The 18,620-nt window shown below is 42.1% G+C and carries 15 protein-coding genes; 14 read left to right on the forward strand and 1 reads right to left on the reverse strand.

The genetic code is table 11. The annotated features are described in order from the left end of the window. Window positions 1-165: 165 nt before the first annotated feature. From HHO41_RS06975 to HHO41_RS07015, 9 genes are all read left to right on the forward strand, one after another. A complete protein-coding gene (locus HHO41_RS06975) occupies window positions 166-1,353 on the forward strand; it encodes an acetyl-CoA C-acetyltransferase (protein ID WP_169096892.1) in 1,188 nt (395 codons plus the stop codon). Window positions 1,354-1,867: 514 nt separating this feature from the next. After that, window positions 1,868-2,719, forward strand: coding sequence for a 3-hydroxybutyryl-CoA dehydrogenase (locus HHO41_RS06980; protein WP_169096894.1), 852 nt, complete (start codon window positions 1,868-1,870; stop codon window positions 2,717-2,719). 34 nt (window positions 2,720-2,753) lie between these two features. Then, window positions 2,754-3,890: an acyl-CoA dehydrogenase gene (locus tag HHO41_RS06985; protein ID WP_169096896.1), complete on the forward strand. Its 1,137-nt coding sequence runs from the start codon at window positions 2,754-2,756 to the stop codon at window positions 3,888-3,890. Between the two features lie 233 nt (window positions 3,891-4,123). After that, entirely contained in the window at window positions 4,124-5,263 is a 1,140-nt protein-coding gene (locus HHO41_RS06990; RefSeq protein ID WP_169096898.1) for an acyl-CoA dehydrogenase, read from the forward strand. A 304-nt stretch (window positions 5,264-5,567) separates the two neighbouring features. Further along, window positions 5,568-6,218, forward strand: coding sequence for a TetR/AcrR family transcriptional regulator (locus HHO41_RS06995; protein ID WP_169096900.1), 651 nt, complete (start codon window positions 5,568-5,570; stop codon window positions 6,216-6,218). Next, window positions 6,215-9,484 carry a fused isobutyryl-CoA mutase/GTPase IcmF gene (gene icmF, locus HHO41_RS07000; RefSeq protein WP_169096902.1) on the forward strand — a complete coding sequence of 1,090 codons (3,270 nt, stop codon included), beginning with the start codon at window positions 6,215-6,217 and terminating at the stop codon, window positions 9,482-9,484. The genes HHO41_RS06995 and icmF overlap by 4 nt, the downstream gene beginning before the upstream one ends. Window positions 9,485-9,758: 274 nt before the next feature. Further along, complete coding sequence (locus HHO41_RS07005) at window positions 9,759-9,971, forward strand: hypothetical protein (protein WP_248278395.1); 213 nt, start codon at window positions 9,759-9,761, stop codon at window positions 9,969-9,971. A 102-nt stretch (window positions 9,972-10,073) separates the two neighbouring features. Continuing rightward, window positions 10,074-10,637, forward strand: coding sequence for a DNA-directed RNA polymerase subunit delta (gene rpoE, locus HHO41_RS07010; protein ID WP_169096904.1), 564 nt, complete (start codon window positions 10,074-10,076; stop codon window positions 10,635-10,637). A gap of 437 nt (window positions 10,638-11,074) precedes the next feature. Continuing rightward, window positions 11,075-12,679 (forward strand): CTP synthase, encoded by a 1,605-nt coding sequence (locus HHO41_RS07015; RefSeq protein ID WP_169096906.1) that lies wholly within the window; start codon window positions 11,075-11,077, stop codon window positions 12,677-12,679. A gap of 108 nt (window positions 12,680-12,787) precedes the next feature. On the opposite strand, the gene HHO41_RS07020 is transcribed toward HHO41_RS07015, so the two are convergent. Next, window positions 12,788-13,312, reverse strand: coding sequence for a DUF2529 domain-containing protein (locus HHO41_RS07020; RefSeq protein WP_169096908.1), 525 nt, complete (start codon window positions 13,310-13,312; stop codon window positions 12,788-12,790). 233 nt (window positions 13,313-13,545) lie between these two features. Here HHO41_RS07020 and HHO41_RS07025 point away from each other — a divergent pair, with 233 nt between their 5' ends. The 5 genes from HHO41_RS07025 (at window position 13,546) to glpX (ending at window position 18,599) form a co-directional block, all read left to right on the forward strand. Further along, a complete protein-coding gene (locus HHO41_RS07025) occupies window positions 13,546-13,917 on the forward strand; it encodes a response regulator (RefSeq protein WP_169096910.1) in 372 nt (123 codons plus the stop codon). Window positions 13,918-14,194: 277 nt separating this feature from the next. Next, window positions 14,195-15,052: a class II fructose-bisphosphate aldolase gene (locus tag HHO41_RS07030; protein ID WP_169096912.1), complete on the forward strand. Its 858-nt coding sequence runs from the start codon at window positions 14,195-14,197 to the stop codon at window positions 15,050-15,052. Between the two features lie 173 nt (window positions 15,053-15,225). Continuing rightward, window positions 15,226-15,867, forward strand: a complete 642-nt coding sequence (gene fsa, locus HHO41_RS07035; RefSeq protein ID WP_169096914.1) for a fructose-6-phosphate aldolase — start codon at window positions 15,226-15,228, stop codon at window positions 15,865-15,867. Between the two features lie 375 nt (window positions 15,868-16,242). Further along, entirely contained in the window at window positions 16,243-17,529 is a 1,287-nt protein-coding gene (locus HHO41_RS07040) for a UDP-N-acetylglucosamine 1-carboxyvinyltransferase (protein WP_169096916.1), read from the forward strand. Window positions 17,530-17,639: 110 nt separating this feature from the next. Continuing rightward, window positions 17,640-18,599, forward strand: coding sequence for a class II fructose-bisphosphatase (gene glpX, locus HHO41_RS07045; protein WP_169096918.1), 960 nt, complete (start codon window positions 17,640-17,642; stop codon window positions 18,597-18,599). Window positions 18,600-18,620 lie beyond the last annotated feature (21 nt).

Below are 18,620 nucleotides of genomic sequence, written 5' to 3' on the forward strand. Positions count from 1 at the left end.
TTCCCAAAATAAGATAGTTGTAAGGAAATATTTCAAGAGCTCCACTAGCAAGGATATTTTTTTTGACAAGCAGCCGAGCGAGCGTTCAGTCGCTTTAACGGATTAATGAAATGTATAGACAAGAGAAATAGAAAATTAATTGGGAAATAAGGGGTGGAAAGAAATATGGCAAGAACAGTTATCGTTGGTGGAAAAAGAACTCCATTTGGAAAATTCGGTGGCGGCTTAAGCGGACTAAAAGCTGTAGAACTTGGTGGAATCGCTGTCAAAGCAGCGCTAGAGGATGCAGGCGTTAGCCCAGAGCAAGTGGATGAATTGATCTTGGGAACAGTTCTTCAAGGCGGGCAAGGACAAATTCCTTCACGCCAGGCATCGAAATTGGCAGGACTACCATGGGAAGTACAAACAGAAACAATCAATAAGGTTTGTGCATCAGGAATGAGAGCCGTAACACTTGCTGATCAAATCATTCGCGTAGGTGACGCTGAAGTAATCGTTGCCGGTGGAATGGAATCAATGAGCAATGCACCATATTTTCTCTCGGAAGCACGTTGGGGCCTTCGCATGAATGACAACCAAGTCAAGGACTTAATGGTCCATGACGGTCTAACTTGCAGCTTTACCGGTGTACATATGGGATCATACGGAAACGGTACAGCAATCGACTACGACCTTAGCCGTGAAGAACAAGATGCTTGGGCATACCGCAGCCATGTGAGAGCGCTCGAAGCGATTGATTCAGGAAGATTTGCAGAAGAGATTGTTACCGTCGAAGTTCCACAAAAGAAAGGCGAGCCAAAGATTGTCGAGCACGATGAGTGTCCACGCCGAGATACTTCTTTAGAAAAATTAGCTAAGCTTGGACCGGCCTTTAATAACGCTGGTACGATCACAGCTGGAAATGCACCGGGCGTAAATGATGGCGCTTGTGCCTTGGTATTAATGAGTGAAGACCGTGCTAGCCAAGAGGGGATCACACCTGAAGCATACATCCTTGGCCATGTCGCACTAGCGATAGAGCCTCAGCAATTTCCAATTAGCCCAGGTATCGCAATCAATGAATTGCTTAAGAAAACTGGCAGAAGCTTAGAAGAAATTGACTTAATCGAAATTAATGAAGCCTTTGCAGCCGTTTGCTTGGCTAGCAACAAAATCGCAGGTCTAGACCCAGAAAAGGTTAATGTTAACGGAAGTGCCGTTGCCTTAGGTCATCCAATCGGAGCAAGCGGTGCCAGAATCATCCTAACACTAGTCCATGAACTAAAACGTCGCGGTGGCGGCCTAGGAATTGCCTCCATTTGCTCAGGCGGCGGCCAAGGCGATGCAGTGTTAATTGAAGTACCGAAACAATAATAAGATATTTGCTTAAGTTGATTGGAGCAGAAGGTGTGAGACTCCTGCATAGGTTCAAAATACGAATAGGAATTCGAAAAAAATGAACTTATGAAGGGCTTATGAGTTCAAAACACATACAGAAATTCGAAGAAATGAACTTATGAAGGGCTTATGAGTTCAAAACACATACAAAAATTCGAAGAAATGAACTTATGAAGAGCTCATGAGTTCAAATCACATACAAAGATTCGAAGAAATGAACTTATGAAGAGTTCATGAGTTCAAAACACATACAGAAATTCGAAGAAATGAACTTATGAAGGGCTTATGAGTTCAAAACACATACAGGAATTCGAAGAAATGAACTTATGAAGGGCTTATGAGTTCAAATCACATACAGAATTCTTAGAAATGAACTTATGAGGAAAGCGAAGCGCCCGGAGCGGAAATCAACCATGCACAAAATAAATTTATTTTTAAAATAACAATCACACTACGCGCCTAAGCGCATATCGAATTAAGGAGGATACAAATGAACGTTCAAACAATTATGGTAATCGGAGCAGGCCAAATGGGCTCAGGGATTGCTCAAGTATGTGCCCAAGCAGGCTACAAAGTATTCCTAAATGACCTAAAACAAGAATTCGTTGAGCGCGGTCTTGGCGGAATCAGCAAAAACCTTTCTCGCAACGTCGAAAAAGGACGCATCACAGCTGAAACACGCGACGGCATCCTAGCAAACATCACTCCATCTACTAATCTACAAGACGCAGCCAAAGTTGACCTTGTCATCGAAGCAGCGGTAGAAAATATGGAAATCAAATCAAAAATCTTCGCTCAACTTGATGAAATCACACCAGCTCACACGATCTTAGCGAGCAACACATCATCTCTACCAATCACTGAAATCGCTGCTGCAACAAAGCGTCCAGAGAAAGTAATCGGCATGCACTTCATGAATCCAGTTCCTGTCATGAAACTTGTTGAAATCATTCGCGGCTTAGCTACAGCTGATGAAGTGTACCAAGCAATCGAAGATATGACAAAAACTTTGGAAAAGGTTCCAGTTGAAGTAAATGATGCTCCTGGCTTCATTTCAAACCGTATCCTATTACCAATGATCAACGAAGCGATTTATGCCCTTCATGAAGGCGTCGCTACAGTTGAGGCGATTGACGAGGTTATGAAACTCGGTATGAACCATCCAATGGGACCACTTACACTTGCTGATTTTATCGGCTTAGATACATGTCTTTACATCATGGAAACATTGCACGAAGGCTTCGGTGACGACAAATATCGCCCTTGTCCATTGTTACGCAAATATGTAAAGGCTGGCTGGTATGGTAAGAAATCCGGCCGCGGTTTCTACGTCTATGAGTAAGGCGGTCGTTACATTAAATCAGGAGGGAATGGCGTTGAACCTGAAGTTTACCGACGAGCAGGAAATGATGCGCAGCATGGTTCGCGATTTTGCCAAACAAGAGATCACTCCCTTTATTGAAAAAATGGAACAAGGCCACTTTCCGCGTGAAATTTTAACAAAAATGGGCGAGCTGGGCTTAATGGGAATTCCTGTCCCTGAAAGCTTAGGTGGCGCGGAAATGGATTTTATTTCCTATATTATTGCGATTAATGAGCTATCAAAAGTAAGCGCTACAATTGGTGTTATCCTTTCAGTTCATACATCGGTAGGAACCAATCCAATTGTTTATTTTGGCACAGACGAGCAAAAGCAAAAATTTGTACCGAAGCTGGCTTCGGGCGAATATTTAGGCGCATTTTGCTTAACTGAGCCACAAGCAGGGTCCGATGCGAGCGGAATTAAGACGCGCGCAGTCAAGGACGGCGATGAGTACGTCCTGAACGGATCAAAGATTTTCATTACAAATGGCGGGGAAGCCGACGTTTATATCACATTTGCGGTAACCGACCCGACCCTCGGCACTAAGGGTATCAGCGCCTTTATTGTTGAAAAAAATACACCAGGCTTCATCGTTGGCAAGGATGAGCATAAAATGGGTCTTCATGGTTCAAGAACTGTTCAGCTAACGTTTGAAAATATGAGAGTGCCAGCTAGCAACCTGCTTGGCAAGGAGGGCGAAGGTTTTAAAATTGCCATGTCCAACCTAGATGTCGGCCGGATTGGGATTGCCTCTCAAGCGCTTGGAATCGCTGAAGCGGCTTTGGAAGCAGCTACTGAGTATGCAAAAACACGCTACCAATTTGGTAAGCCAATTGCGGCCCAACAAGGCTTAGGCTTTAAGTTGGCTGACATGGCAACAAGCGTTGAAGCTGCAAGATTATTAGTCTATCGCGCTGCTGACTTGCGGGCGAAAGGCCTTCCATGTGGCAAAGAGGCTTCAATGGCGAAGTTATTTGCTTCAAGAACAGCAGTTGAAGTCACAACTGAAGCTATCCAAGTTTTTGGTGGCTACGGCTACACCGAGGACTATCCAGTTGAGCGCTATTTCCGTGATGCCAAAATCACCGAAATCTACGAAGGCACAAGCGAAATCCAACGCCTCGTAATCAGCAAACATTTAACGAAATAAGGGAAGTTGAATTTGCCTAGAGTTGATTGGAGCGGAAGGTGCGAGACTCCTGCGGGAGCAAAGGTCTCGTGAGACCCCACAGGCGCAAAGCGCCGAGGAGGCTCACGGGCCGCCCGCGGAAAGCGAGCGCCTGAAGCGGAAATCAACGGCCAATTTCAATGCGAAACCTAAGTAGCTACATAGTTCACATTTAACATACATCAAATAATTTTATCCAAATGGGGGAAGTAACAATGAATTTCCAATTAACTGAAGAACATGAAATGATTCGTAAAATGGTACGCGACTTTGCTCGCAATGAAGTAGCTCCAAGTGCTGCAGAACGTGATGAAAATGAGCGCTTTGACCGTGAAATTTTTGACAAAATGGCTGAGCTTGGCCTAACAGGTATCCCTTGGCCAGAACAATACGGCGGAATCGGTAGTGACTACCTAGCATACTGTATCGCTGTAGAAGAACTATCTCGCGTATGTGCTTCAACAGGGGTTACACTTTCAGCTCACACATCATTAGCTGGATGGCCAATCTTCAAATTCGGTAACGAAGAACAAAAACAAAAATACCTACGCCCAATGGCTGAAGGTAAAAGCATTGGCGGCTACGGCTTAACTGAGCCAGGCAGCGGTTCTGATGCAGGTGGAATGAGAACAACAGCTCGTCGTGATGGCGACCACTACGTATTAAACGGTTCAAAAATCTTCATCACAAATGGCGGCGTAGCTGACATCTATGTTGTATTTGCGTTAACAGATCCAGAAAACAAACAAAAAGGCACAAGCGCATTCATCGTTGAAGCTGGATTCAAAGGCTTCTCAGTAGGTAAAAAGGAAAAGAAATTAGGAATTCGTTCATCACCTACAACTGAAATCATTTTCGAAGAGTGCCGTGTTCCTGCTGAAAACCTACTAGGTCAAGAAGGTGATGGCTTCAAAATTGCGATGATGACTCTTGATGGCGGCCGTAACGGTATCGCAGCGCAAGCGGTTGGTATCGCTCAAGGTGCGCTTGATGCAGCAATCGATTACGCAAAAGAGCGTGTTCAATTCGGTAAGCCTATCGCAATGCAACAAGGTGTTGGCTTCAAATTAGCTGACATGGCTACTAGCGTTGAGGCATCAAGACTATTAACTTACCAAGCTGCATGGTTAGAATCTAAAGGTCTTCCATATGGTAAAGAATCGGCAATGTCTAAGCTATTTGCTGGCGACACTGCAATGAAGGTAACGACTGATGCAGTTCAAATCTTCGGTGGCTATGGCTATACAAAAGATTACCCAGTAGAGCGTTTCATGCGTGATGCAAAAATCACTCAAATCTACGAAGGAACTCAAGAAATCCAACGTCTAGTTATTTCACGTATGGTAACGAAGTAATTTAGATTTTTAAGGGATAAAACAGGGGATCAATTACTTAAAAGTGTCCCTATGAATCTTTCATAGGGACACAATCCTTGTAAAAATAAGTCAAAGTGTCCTTATGACCCAGTCATAAGGACAAAAACAGGACGAAAACAACCAAAAATGTCCGTATGACCCAGTTATAAGGACAAAAACAGGACGAAAAAACAAAAAGTGTCCGTATGACCTCGAAATAGTAGACTCTAACCAAGTCACAGTAAAAAACCAACACAAAAGCCTACCCAAAAACTGCATAGGACGGTATAAAGGCGGTGGAATCATGAAAAAGCGTGAAGTGCATGCATCTGTGAAGGATGAACGTCTTGTTAAGATAAGGCGGAACCAAATGATAAAAAGCGCTATTGCTCTTTTTAAAGAAAAAGGCTTCCACCGAACCACGACAAGAGAAATTGCCAGGGAAGCCGGCTTTAGTATCGGCACCCTCTATGAATATATCAGATCAAAGGAAGATATTTTGTACCTCGTCTGTGACAATATTTACGATGAAGTTCAGGATAAATTACAAAAGGACTTGGCCTCACACCAAGGAACCCTTGAAAGCCTGCGACATGGGATTGAAAATTTCTTCCGGATTATGGATGGTGTGCAAGAAGAGGTCCTGGTCATGTACCAGGAAGCCAAATCGCTTTCAAAGGATGCCTTGCCCTATGTACTAAAGAAGGAAATCGGGATGGTCAGAATGCTTGAAGATGTCATCCAACTTGTCGTTGATAATGGGGAATTAGCAATGACGCCACAAGAGGTGAACCTTCTAGCCCATAATATCGTCGTCCAGGGCCAAATGTGGGGATTCCGGCGCTGGTCCATCCAAAAGAAGTATCAACTTGAAGACTATATAAAAATGCAAACAGATTGGATATTTGAAGGATTAAAAGGATATATCGTTAAAGAACCGGAGGGGAAAAAATGAGTGCACATGAAAATAACTATAAGCCAAAACATCATATTAGATTTGTAACCGCATCCAGTTTATTTGATGGCCATGATGCTTCGATTAACATCATGCGCCGAATTCTTCAAGGAAGTGGTGCAGAGGTTATTCACCTTGGACACAACCGTTCCGTTGAAGAGGTCGTAAATGCAGCGATTCAAGAAGATGCCCAAGGGATTGCCATTTCTTCCTACCAAGGTGGACACGTTGAATATTTTAAATATATGTATGACCTGTTAAAAGAAAGAGGCGCTTCCCATATCCGTGTTTTTGGCGGCGGCGGTGGCGTTATCCTGCCAAAAGAAATCGACGAGCTTCAAGAGTATGGAATTGCTGCAATCTATTCTCCAGAGGATGGGCGCCAATTAGGTCTTCAAGGCATGATTAATGACATGCTTGAAAAGAGTGATTTTTCAACAGTAGATATCAATACTGCTGATGCCATCAAACAACTTCCTACAGGTGATACAAATTCTATTGCCAAATTAATCACACTTGCTGAACAGCATGTTGAAGCAGGAACTCAAGTTGCTGCTGCAGCTGAATCTGTTTTAGAAGAAATCAAAACCCTTCAAAAAACGGTACCAGTTGTCGGTATCACCGGGACTGGTGGTGCTGGAAAAAGCTCATTAACGGATGAATTGATCCGTCGCTTCTTAAACGAAGTTCCTGAAAAGCGGGTAGCGATTTTATCAGTTGACCCAACTAAACAAAAAACAGGCGGTGCGCTTCTTGGTGACCGAATCCGTATGAATGCGATTTTTGATGCACGCGTTTACATGCGCAGCTTAGCTACTCGTCATTCAAAAAGTGAGCTTTCTTTAGCGATTAAGGATGCGATTTCGGTTGTTAAAGCAGCTGGATTTGACTTAATCATTGTTGAAACAAGCGGTATCGGCCAAGGGGATGCAGAAATCGCTGAAATCTGTGACGTTGCACTTTACGTTATGACAAGCGAATTCGGTGCGCCGTCACAGCTTGAAAAAATCGATATGATTGACTATGCGGATCTCGTTGTCATCAACAAATTTGAGCGTAAAGGCTCTGAAGATGCTCTTCGCCAAGTTCAAAAGCAATACCAACGTAGCCGTGAGCTATTTGACCGTGATTATACGGAAATGCCAGTTTACGGAACAATTGCCAGCCAATTCAATGATAAAGGTACCAATGCTCTGTTTGCAGCTTTAATTGAAAAAATTAATGAAAAAGCAGGCACAGACTGGGAGACTTCTTTCACTAAAGAAGCAAAAGTTGAAAAACAAAACGTAATCATTCCAAACGACCGTCGCTACTACTTGCGCGAAATCACTGACACTGTTCGTGGCTATCACAAAAAAGGTATGCAGCAGGTTGAAGTAGCTCGTCGCTTGTTCCAATTAGAAGGTGCAATCGTAGCAGTTAAAGAAGGGGATGCAAATCCTGAAGTACTTGCTTCATTAGAGGCGCTTAAAGCTGACACTGAAGCGAAGCTAACTCGTGAATCAAAACAAATCCTAGATACTTGGGAAGAAAAGAAAGCTAAGTATTCAGCTGATAAGTTTGTAACAAAGGTTCGCGACAAAGAAATCGTTACGATTTTAAAAACAAAATCACTTTCTGGTACAGACATCCCGAAAGTGGCGTTACCACGCTATAAAGAATACGGAGAAATCTTAAGCTGGGTATATCGTGAGAACGTTCCAGGTGAGTTCCCATTCACTGCTGGGGTATTCCCATTCAAGCGTGAAGGTGAAGATCCGAAGCGTCAATTCGCCGGAGAAGGTACTCCTGAGCGTACAAACCGTCGTTTCCACTATCTATCAAAGGATGATACAGCGAAGCGTTTAAGTACGGCATTCGACTCCGTTACTCTTTATGGTGAAGATCCAGACCACCGTCCGGATATTTTCGGAAAAATTGGTGAGAGTGGTGTAAACGTTTGTACATTGGATGATATGAAGAAGCTTTATGCTGGCTTTGACCTTTGCCATCCATCTACATCTGTATCAATGACAATCAATGGCCCAGCACCAATCATCTTGGCAATGTTCATGAACACCGCGATTGCCCAACAGGTTGAAAGAAATGAAGCTGAGCTAGGCCGTGCGCTTACTGCAGAAGAATTAGCTGTAGTGAAAGAACAAACTTTACAAGTAGTTCGCGGTACTGTACAGGCGGATATTTTAAAAGAAGATCAAGGTCAAAACACTTGTATCTTCTCAACAGAATTTGCCCTTAGAATGATGGGTGATATTCAGCAATATTTTATCGATCATAAAGTACGTAACTACTATTCAGTATCTATTTCTGGTTACCATATTGCCGAAGCTGGCGCAAACCCAATTTCGCAGCTTGCCTTTACGCTTGCGAATGGATTCACTTTCGTTGAGTACTATTTAAGTCGTGGTATGAACATAGATGATTTTGCACCAAATCTGTCTTACTTTTTCTCAAATGGTCTTGATCCTGAGTACACTGTTATTGGTCGCGTGGCTCGTCGGATTTGGTCGACAACGATGCGCGATAAGTACGGCGCAAATGAGCGCAGCCAGAAGTTGAAGTACCATGTTCAAACTTCCGGTCGTTCATTGCATGCACAGGAAATCGACTTCAACGATATCCGGACAACGCTTCAGGCGTTAATGGCCTTGCAGGATAACTGTAATTCACTTCACACAAATGCTTACGATGAAGCAATTACGACTCCAACTGAGGAATCAGTGCGTCGGGCGATGGCGATTCAAATGATTATCACAAAAGAGCAAGGCTTGTCTAAAAACGAAAATCCGCTTCAAGGTTCATTCATTGTTGAAGAGTTAACTGATCTAGTGGAAGAAGCTGTTCTTAAAGAGTTTGAGCGCATGGATGACCGCGGCGGGGTACTTGGTTCAATGGAAACTCAATATCAACGCGGCAAAATCCAAGATGAGTCTATGCTTTATGAAATGAAGAAGCATACTGGGGAGCTTCCAATTATCGGCGTAAACACTTACTTGAACCCGAATGCCCAAGTAAATGACGCGATCAATAACATGGAAGTAGCTCGTGCGTCTAATGAGGAAAAAGAATTACAAATCACAAACCTAAGAGCATTCCAAGCTAAAAATCAAGACGAAACGGCTAGCGCTTTAGCTCGCTTGCAGCAAGTAGCAATGAGCGGAGGCAACGTGTTTGCTGAGCTTATGGAAACGGTCAAGGTTGCTAGTCTTGGTCAAATTACACAAGCACTTTACAAAGTCGGCGGGCAGTATAGACGTAATATGTAGAACGAAAAGCGGAGGCGGCTTGTTCAGGGGCGACAGGCACAAGACGAGCCGGCTAGAAGGTTGCAGTTTAACCTTCTGGACGGATTGGCTTGTGACCCCGAGCTCCTAGCCGCTGCAGCTAGACACATTTTTCAAATAAAAGAAATAGGTCTGACGCGTTCAGACCTATTTTTATTTGACTATTTCTAATATAATTGGATTTAGGATTGTGGCTGTTTCAGATTTTTATGCAGTCAAATTTTATTTATACATATTTCGTTTGGATGTGAAGCAATTGCGATTGAAACAGGTCATGTATGTGATTTTTGCGATTATGGCAGTATTTGGGACTTATTATTTATATTCGAAACAGCTTGGTTCTATCGCATTTCTACTTATTTCTGTATTTCTCTTTTATATCGCCTTTAAGCAGTTGCGAAAATTAAAAGGGAGCCCGGAAGAGAACGATGACTCTCTTAAGTATGAGAAAAAAGTAAAGGAACGATAGATAGAACTAGCATAAACGGTAGGATTTTGTTTATAATGAAGAATATGTATTTTTCGAGGATATGCCCTTTAGGGGTTTTAATAGTGAAAGGAAGTGCTGAACTTGAGTCTTCAACAATTCTCAAAAGAGCAATTGCAAGAGATGTCCTTAATCGAAGTTGCTTACGAACTTTTAGCTGAAAAGAGGCAAGCAGTTGCGTTTCAGGAGCTTATGGATGAAATTAAAAAGATTTTAAACCTCTCTGATGAAGAAGTGAAAAGTAGAATTGCCCAATTTTATACTGACATAAACATAGATGGACGCTTCTTGTCTTTAGGTGAAAGTCGCTGGGGACTTCGCGTTTGGTATCCAGTTGATCAGGTTGAGGAAGAGATTGTAACACCTGTGAAGACGAAGAAGAAGAAGGCGAAGAAGGTTGTCGATGAGGACGAATTCGAGGACTTCGATGAAGTAGAGGAAGACGAAGATCTCGGCTTTGACGATATTGATGAACTCGATGATGATGAAGATATTCTTGACGAGGATTTAGATCTCGACGATGACGACGATTTAGACCTTGATGATGATGATGACGATATTGAAGACATCGAGTTAGATGAAGATGCCGATTTGGACGAAGATGACGACGAGGATTTAGATCTCGACGAAGATGAAGAAGAAAAATAGTTTTATATCGAAAGGCGCCTAGCAAGAGTTTGGCGCCTTTTTGTATGATGGGGGAACTTAAGAAGTCACTCGCCACCATTCGATATGTCTAGCTCCGGGCGCCATCGGCTCGGGGTCATAAGCCGATACCCAGGCGCCCTCCACTTTTCGATATTATCTTGACTTTTTCGACAGGCGCTTGTAGAATACTTTTTGGGCTCCTTAAAAAAGGACGACGTTCGTTTGATTCTTACAACGCTCCCTTACCATTATGGTAGGCGGAGCGTTTTTTATTTTTTTATAAAAGAAATCATACATATCCTTATACTCTTTTTGATTTTTAAAAAAGTAAAACGATATGCTCCAAAGGTCTTTCACCCCACCTACAAAATTGCGATGCAAGTCTTTAAATAAAGGCTAAAAAATTGTACAAACTGTTTTTAAGAGGAGGAAACTTTATGACAAAGTATATTTTTGTTACGGGCGGTGTTGTGTCATCGTTAGGAAAAGGGATTACCGCAGCATCACTGGGACGTTTGTTAAAAAATCGAGGATTGAGCGTAACGATTCAAAAATTTGACCCATACATTAACGTGGACCCAGGCACAATGAGTCCATACCAGCATGGTGAGGTTTTCGTTACGGATGATGGCGCGGAAACTGACCTTGACTTAGGACATTATGAGCGTTTTATTGACATTAATCTAAATAAGTTCAGCAACGTAACAACAGGGAAAGTTTACTCATCTGTTTTGAAAAAGGAACGTCGTGGTGATTATCTTGGTGGTACAGTGCAGGTTATTCCACATATTACCAACGAACTAAAAGAGCGCGTCTTCCGTGCTGGTCATGAAACGAACGCAGATGTTGTCATTACCGAAATCGGAGGAACTGTTGGTGATATTGAGTCACTACCATTCCTTGAAGCAATTCGCCAAATCAAAAGTGACATTGGATTCCACAATGTAATGTACATTCACTGTACGCTTGTACCATACATTAAAGCTGCTGGAGAAATGAAAACAAAGCCAACACAACACAGCGTTAAAGAGCTGCGCAGCCTTGGTATTCAACCAAATATCATTGTTGTTCGTACGGAAATGCCGATTTCTCAAGATATGAAGGATAAAATTGCTCTATTCTGCGATATCGATAAGAATGCAGTAATCGAAGCGCAAGATGCCGATACGTTATATTCGATTCCTTTATCTTTACAAGAGCAAAACATGGACCAAATCGTCTGTGACCACTTAAAACTTGCTGTTCCAGATGCGGAGATGACTGAGTGGAAGGCTCTTGTTGAAAAAGTAACGAATTTATCTCGCAAAACAAAAATTGCTTTAGTCGGAAAATATGTTGAGCTTCAAGATGCTTACATTTCCGTTGTTGAAGCATTAAAACATGCTGGTTACTCATTTGATGCAGACATCGAAATTGACTGGATTAACGCAGAACACGTGACAGCAGAAAATGTACGTGAATTATTGGAAACTGCTGACGGCATCCTTGTACCAGGTGGCTTTGGCGATCGTGGTGTTGAAGGAAAAATCCTGGCAACACAATTTGCTCGTGAGCAAAAAATTCCTTTCCTTGGAATTTGCTTAGGTATGCAATTAGCTTCAATCGAATATGCGCGCAATGTGCTTGGCTTGAAAGATGCGCATTCTTCCGAGTTAAATCCAGAAACTCCATACCCAATCATCGACTTGCTTCCTGAGCAAAAGGATATTGAGGATATGGGTGGAACATTACGCCTTGGCCTTTATCCATGTAAGCTTACTGCCGGTTCAAAGGCATTTGCAGCATACGGCGAAGAGGTTGTGTATGAGCGTCATCGTCACCGTTATGAATTTAACAATCACTATCGTCAAGAAATGGAAGCTGCTGGCTTTATCTTCTCAGGGACAAGCCCGGATGGCCGTCTAGTAGAAGTAATTGAGCTAAACGATCACCCTTGGTTTGTGGCATCTCAGTTCCACCCAGAGTTCAAATCAAGACCAACTCGTCCGCAGCCATTATTCCGTGACTTTATCAAAGCTACCCTTCAGTTCGGAGAAAAATAAATAAAAAACCTCGCTGCGGCGAGGTTTTTTCGTTTTTTTATAAAAATAAACAAGTAATCGAGCAATATATTCTTTTCCCTGAAAAATAACGACTAACATACCCTATCCTTATTCATAATCCGCCAAAATTTCTTCCAGTGTGAAACGCAAACCGTAATAGGCAAATAAGCCGGCCATCGCGCCTGGATAGCCAACGCGATTTCCTGCCTCATTAGGGATCAGCCCACGCTCAAGCTTCAAATCAATCTCCACATCCGCTAAATGGGTGAGATTCTCCGCAGAATTCTCGTCCACCACGGTGCAGACCGCCACAAAAGGTACATTGCGCTCGGTTAGTTCACGAGCAACCGCCACTGCCTCGGCATCAACAGAAGTACGCGAAAATAAAATTACTCGGTCTGCGCCGGTAACTTCATCGGGCCCAGGCCAAGGCGCAACAAAGCTCAACGGCTCGGCACCCTCTGTTGCCTCAAGCGTAACAGCCGCCATCTCGCCGAATCCGCAAATATACACATGACCATCGCTGACAGCTGCTTGGGCAATCAGGCGTGCTCCGTCCTCGAAACTAAATTCGTTGTGCTCAGAAATTTTTTTAAACAAACCAAATAATTGAGTTGAAAACATTTTTAACATGTATGAAACGCCCTCCAAATCGGAAATTCTATTTAGAATTATAGTAGGAATTTGCGAAATAGCAAAAAATCTGTCGAAACAAATTTTGCTGAAATAGAAGATTGTGAATAGGATAAGCAGGAAAAATTAAGACCATAATCGAAATATAACAATTGGATTATGTGCATTCCAACCATAAAAAGCCAAATTAATAGATTAACTATGTTTATATAAAAAACGAAGAGGGTGGATTCATGAAAGGCAAAGTTTTAATCGTTGACGATCAATTTGGAATTCGTATTTTGCTGAACGAAGTATTGCAAAAGGAAGGATATCAAACATTTCAGGCTGCTAATGGCGTCCAGGCACTTGAAATTGTTAATAAAAATATGCCTGATTTAGTTTTACTTGATATGAAAATTCCTGGTATGGATGGAATTGAAATTCTTAAGCGCATGAAAGTCGTTGAGCCGGATATTCGCGTGATCATTATGACAGCATACGGTGAATTAGATATGATTCAAGAAGCAAAGGATTTGGGTGCGTTAACTCATTTTGCGAAGCCATTCGATATTGATGATATTCGTGCGGCTGTCAGAAAATATATCCCAGTTTCTTCAAATTAATATGTGCAATTAGGGCTCGAAAAATCTCGGTTTTTCGAGCTCTTTTTACAATTATCAAGAAGAAAACGTTTGCTTTATGAACAAAGTGTAAATCGATGTCGGAACCGTAGCATTTCTAAATTCTTTTTGGTATTATACAAAGGAGTTCGATAGGTCGCGTGACTTTTTTCAAAAAGCAATGCTAAGATACATAATCATGAGTTTTGAGGGTTACCCTTTAAAAGAAATATTGCTTATGAAAAAAGAACTGTGATCATCAAGAAGGAGGAAGTAAAGAATGCCTTTAGTTTCAATGACAGAAATGTTAAAAAAAGCAAAAGCAGAGGGCTATGCAGTTGGTCAATTCAACCTTAATAATCTAGAGTTCACACAAGCCATTCTTCAAGCAGCAGAGGCAGAAAAATCACCAGTTATCCTTGGTGTTTCTGAAGGTGCAGCTCGTTATATGTCTGGTTTTAAAACAGTTGTTAAAATGGTTGAAGGCTTATTGGAAGACCTTAACATTACAGTTCCTGTTGCTATTCACCTGGACCATGGTTCAAGCCTCGAAAAGTGTAAAGAAGCAATCGATGCTGGATTTACTTCAGTAATGATTGATGCATCTCATCATCCATATGAAGAAAACATCGAAATTACTTCTAAAGTTGTTGAATACGCTCATTCAAAAGGCGTTTCAGTTGAAGCTGAATTAGGAACAGTTGGTGGACAAGAGGATGATGTTGTTGCTGACGGTATTATTTATGCTGATAAAGACGAGTGTGTTGATTTAGTTAAGCGTACTGGAATTGATTGCTTAGCTCCTGCGCTTGGATCAGTTCACGGTCCTTACAAAGGTGAGCCAAAATTAGGCTTCAAAGAAATGGAAGAAATCGGGATTGCTACTGGTGTACCTCTAGTACTACATGGTGGAACTGGTATTCCATTAAAGGATATCCAAAAATCTGTATCTCTTGGTACAGCTAAAATTAACGTGAATACAGAAAACCAAATTGCTTCTGCGAAAGTTGTTCGTGAAGTATTGGCAGCGAAGCCTAATGAATACGATCCTCGTAAATACTTAGGTCCAGCTCGCGATGCAATTAAAGAAACAGTTATCGGCAAAATTCGTGAATTTGGTTCATCAAACAGAGCGTAACTTTGATGCATTGATCTTGTGAAACCGCCCTCCTAGAGAGCGGTTTCGCTGTATTTTTTATATATGTTGTTTAAGGTTGGTTGGAGCAGAAATCAACCGTTCTATTTTGGCAAAAACAGAAAGCGTTTGCCTAATTTATTCGTTCAAACCACCATGACTGGAGGAAAAAAATAATGAAGTTTTTTATTGATACAGCGAACTTAGAGGAAATTAAAGAAGCGCATGCACTTGGCGTGTTAGCAGGAGTTACGACTAATCCATCCCTTGTTGCCAAAGAAAAAAATGTATCCTTCCATGATCGGATTCGGGAAATTGCCGCCGTCGTTCCTGGTTCAGTTAGTGCTGAAGTAATCGCCCTTGACGCTGAAGGAATGATTAAAGAAGGAAAAGAGCTTGCAGCTATCGCTCCGAATATTACCATTAAACTTCCAATGACTCCGGACGGATTGAAAGCTTGCTACGCCCTTACTCAAGAAGGCATCACAACGAACGTAACGCTTATTTTCAATGCAAACCAAGCGTTGCTAGCTGCTAGAGCCGGAGCTACTTATGTTTCACCATTCCTTGGTCGTTTGGACGATATCGGCCAAAATGGCTTAGATTTAATCTCAACTATTTCCGATATCTTTACGATTCATGGCTTGGATACGCAAATTATTGCGGCGTCAATTCGCCATCCAATGCACGTAACGGAAGCAGCTCTTCGCGGAGCACATATTGCAACAATTCCATACAAAGTCATTTTACAATTAACAAAACACCCGCTAACTGACAAAGGGATTGAAGCGTTCATAAATGACTGGAATAATAAATAAAAGCAGAGGCGGCTCGCCAAAGGGCTTGTGACCCGAGCCCCTTGGAGCCGAAGCTAGTTACAAAATAGGTCATCTTTCCTATTTTATCGGTATAAACTAGTCAATATTTTGTACACAATGCTAGTAAAAACACTATGCCTTTTGCGAATGGAAAATGATACCTGTATAATAGGGAATGGGAAAAGCTTTATATTTATATATAGGTTGGAAAAGTGTAAGCTGCCCGAATCTCGGCCTTTTTTGCATAGCCGATAGGGGCTTATACTAGACACGAAAATAAGACAAGCCTTAAAGGTGTTGATAAGCGTTTCAAGCCTTTACAGATGTTTTTTAAAATCGATCATTCTTCACTTTAGGCTTAGAAGGGAGCAAATAATGGAAAAGCTTAAGATTGCAGGCGGATATCCTTTAAAAGGTACCGTTCGAATTAGTGGTGCCAAAAACAGTGCGGTTGCCTTGATTCCAGCAACAATTTTGGCAGAATCTCCTGTTACAATTGAAGGATTACCAGATATTTCAGATGTTCAAATCTTAAAAGGGCTTTTAGAAGAAATTGGCGGCACAGTTGATATTTCGAACAATGAAATGACCGTAGACCCGACCTCAATGATTTCCATGCCCTTGCCAAATGGAAAGGTGAAAAAGCTGAGAGCCTCATATTACTTAATGGGGGCGATGCTTGGTCGATTCAAAAAAGCTGTCATCGGATTACCGGGAGGCTGTCACCTTGGTCCACGTCCAATCGATCAACACATTAAAGGCTTTGAAGCTCTTGGTGCAAAAGTAACCAATGAGCAAGGAGCTATTTATTTGCGAGCAGACGAACTACGAGGTGCGCGCATTTATCTTGATGTAGTCAGCGTAGGTGCCACAATAAATATTATGCTGGCAGCTGTTAGAGCAAAAGGTCGTACGATTATAGAAAATGCCGCAAAAGAACCAGAAATCATTGATGTTGCCACTTTGTTAACAAGCATGGGCGCCAACATTAAAGGTGCTGGAACCGATGTCATCCGTATTGACGGCGTTGATCATTTACATGGCTGTCGTCATACGATTATCCCTGACCGAATCGAAGCAGGTACTTATATGATTTTAGGAGCCGCTGTTGGTCAAGGCATCCTGATTGATAATGTTATTCCTGTACACTTGGAATCATTGATTGCTAAGCTTAGAGAAATGGGCGTAAAGATTGAGGAAAGCGATGAGCAGGTGTTTATTAATCCTGCTGAAAAATTAAAAGCTGTCGATATCAAAACCTTGGTTTATCCAGGTTTTCCGACCGACTTGCAACAACCGTTTACTTCACTATTAACAAGGGCAGAAGGATCTGCTGTTGTAACCGATACCATTTATGGAGCGCGCTTTAAGCATATCGATGAACTGCGTCGCATGAACGCCAACATTAAAGTCGAAGGCAGTACGGCGATTATTAATGGTGCCGTTCAACTTAATGGGGCAAAGGTTAAAGCGAGCGATCTACGTGCCGGGGCAGCCCTAGTCATTGCTGGATTAATGGCTGAAGGAGTTACCGAGGTAACAGGTCTCGAGCATATTGATCGTGGCTATAGTCATATTGTTGAAAAATTACAAGGACTTGGCGCAACCATTTGGCGTGAAGAGATGACAAAGGAAGAAAAAGAGCAACTAAAAAACACGTAAGTTATATGTACAAACAATTTGTAAAAGCGTAGACTTAAATTAATCATTATTTTTTAGAAAAGAAAGACTTCCTAGAGAGAACACCAAAGCAATTGGGAGGCGGGAAACCGATGGAAAGAAGTTTAACAATGGAGTTAGTCCGTGTAACAGAAGCAGCTGCGCTTGCGTCAGCTCGTTGGATGGGTCGCGGCAAAAAAGACGAAGCAGATGATGCAGCAACAACTGCGATGAGAAATGAGTTTAACTCCATTCCGATGCAAGGAACGGTAGTAATTGGGGAAGGCGAAATGGACGAAGCGCCAATGCTTTATATTGGTGAAAAGCTTGGAACAGGCCATGGCCCAGGCGTAGATGTTGCCGTTGATCCATTAGAAGGAACCAATATCGTTGCTGCAGGCAGCTGGAACGCATTGGCTGTTATCGCCATTGCTGATGAAGGAAACCTACTTCACGCTCCAGATATGTATATGGATAAAATTGCAGTTGGTCCAGAAGCGGTTGGCAAAGTGGACATTAATGCTTCTGTAACTGAAAACCTTAAAGCTGTAGCCAAGGCTAAAAATAAAGACGTATGTGACGTTGTGGCAACTGTATTAAACCGTGAACGTCATCAACATATCATTGACGAAATTCGTGCAGCTGGTGCTCGTATTAAATTAATCAATGACGGAGACGTAGCGGGAGCAATCAATACTGCTTTCGAACACACTGGTGTTGATATCCTGTTCGGTATTGGTGGCGCACCAGAAGGTGTAATCGCAGCAGTTGCGTTAAAATGCCTAGGTGGAGAACTCCAAGGTAAGCTTATACCATCAAACGACGAAGAAATTGCTCGTTGTCACAAAATGGGAATCGAAGTAAATAAGGTTCTTAAAATGGAAGACCTAGTTAAAGGTGATGACTGCATCTTTGCGGCAACAGGTGTTACAGATGGGGAGCTACTTCGCGGTGTACAATTTAAAGGCTCTCATGGTACAACACAATCAGTTGTTATGCGTGCCAAAACAGGTACAGTTCGTTTCATTGACGGACGCCATTACCTAACAAGAAAGCCAAATTTAGTGCTTTAATATTGATTTATTTTTAAAAAA

The organism is Bacillus sp. DNRA2 (assembly GCF_012843265.1).
GTDB lineage: Bacteria > Bacillota > Bacilli > Bacillales > Cytobacillaceae > Bacillus_BU.